This window comes from Thiolapillus sp. (assembly GCF_048562965.1).
In the GTDB taxonomy this organism is placed as follows: domain Bacteria; phylum Pseudomonadota; class Gammaproteobacteria; order Chromatiales; family Chromatiaceae; genus Thiolapillus; species Thiolapillus brandeum_A.
In genome coordinates this window covers 1-913 of the sequence record NZ_JBHNMF010001083.1, presented here as the reverse complement: position 1 = coordinate 913, position 913 = coordinate 1, and the positions used below count along the sequence as shown (strand labels likewise).

Here is a 913-nt window from a genome sequence, read left to right as displayed (position 1 = left end):
CTAATTACCATCGCCGCTCCTCATCTGGGCACAGACAAGGCCATCCGCGCCCTGGACGCCGTGGATGATTCGGGCATGTTTGGCATTGTCAAGGAATGGTTCGTGCGTGACGAGATCGGCGATGGCATGTACCACACGCTGAAGGCCTCCCGGGGTATCCTGTTCAACCTGGTGCCACCCGCACCGGGTACGCTGCTGTTCTGGCTGAATGCCCAGCCTCATCCGGATATCGACTATGTCTCGGTCATTCGCAGTGGCGGCTACGTCATCGCCGGTGATCTTGTAGTGCCGCCTTTCAGCCAGGACATGAACATGGTCCCCGCATTGCGCGGCAAATCCAAGCGCTGGCTTTCCTACCAGGGTCACGAACTGACGCCCAACGACGGCAAACTGCTGGCGGAGATACTCTAAGCTTTCAGTCTTTCCAGAACGCCGGGGTGAGCAGAATAAGGATGGTGAAGATCTCCAGCCGCCCCAGCAGCATGGCGATGATGGCAATGCCTTTTCCCAGGCTGCTCACTTCCTGGAAATTGCTGGCTACCTTGCCCAGGCCCGGTCCCAGGTTGTTCATGCAGGTCGCGACAGCGGAGAACGCAGACACTTGGTCCAGCCCCGCGTGGATCATGAGCAGCATCAGCACCACAAATACCAGCGTATAGGCGGCGAAGAAACCCCACACCGCGTTCATGATGCGCTGGTCCACCACGTGCCTGCCCAGGTACACGGGCAGGATGGCATTGGGATGGATGAGCTTGCGTATTTCCCGCATGCCCTGTTTGAACAGCAGCACCACGCGCAATACCTTCATGCCACCGGCCGTAGAACCACCGCAACCGCCGATAAAACTGACAAAAATCAGCAGCACCGGCAGAAAATCCGGCCAGTGGGAAAAATCCACCGTCGCAAACCCCGT

Annotated in this window: 1 protein-coding gene and 1 pseudogene; one reads left to right on the top strand and one right to left on the bottom strand. The window is 58.4% G+C overall.

Going from position 1 to position 913, the window contains the following annotated elements:
• Positions 1–411, top strand: a pseudogene (locus ACOCD2_RS22440) (hypothetical protein); the annotation flags it as partial.
• A 4-nt stretch (positions 412–415) separates the two neighbouring features.
• Here ACOCD2_RS22440 and ACOCD2_RS22435 read toward each other — a convergent pair.
• The coding region (locus ACOCD2_RS22435; protein WP_293675320.1) for a potassium transporter TrkG at positions 416–913 on the bottom strand (498 nt) is incomplete at its 5' end.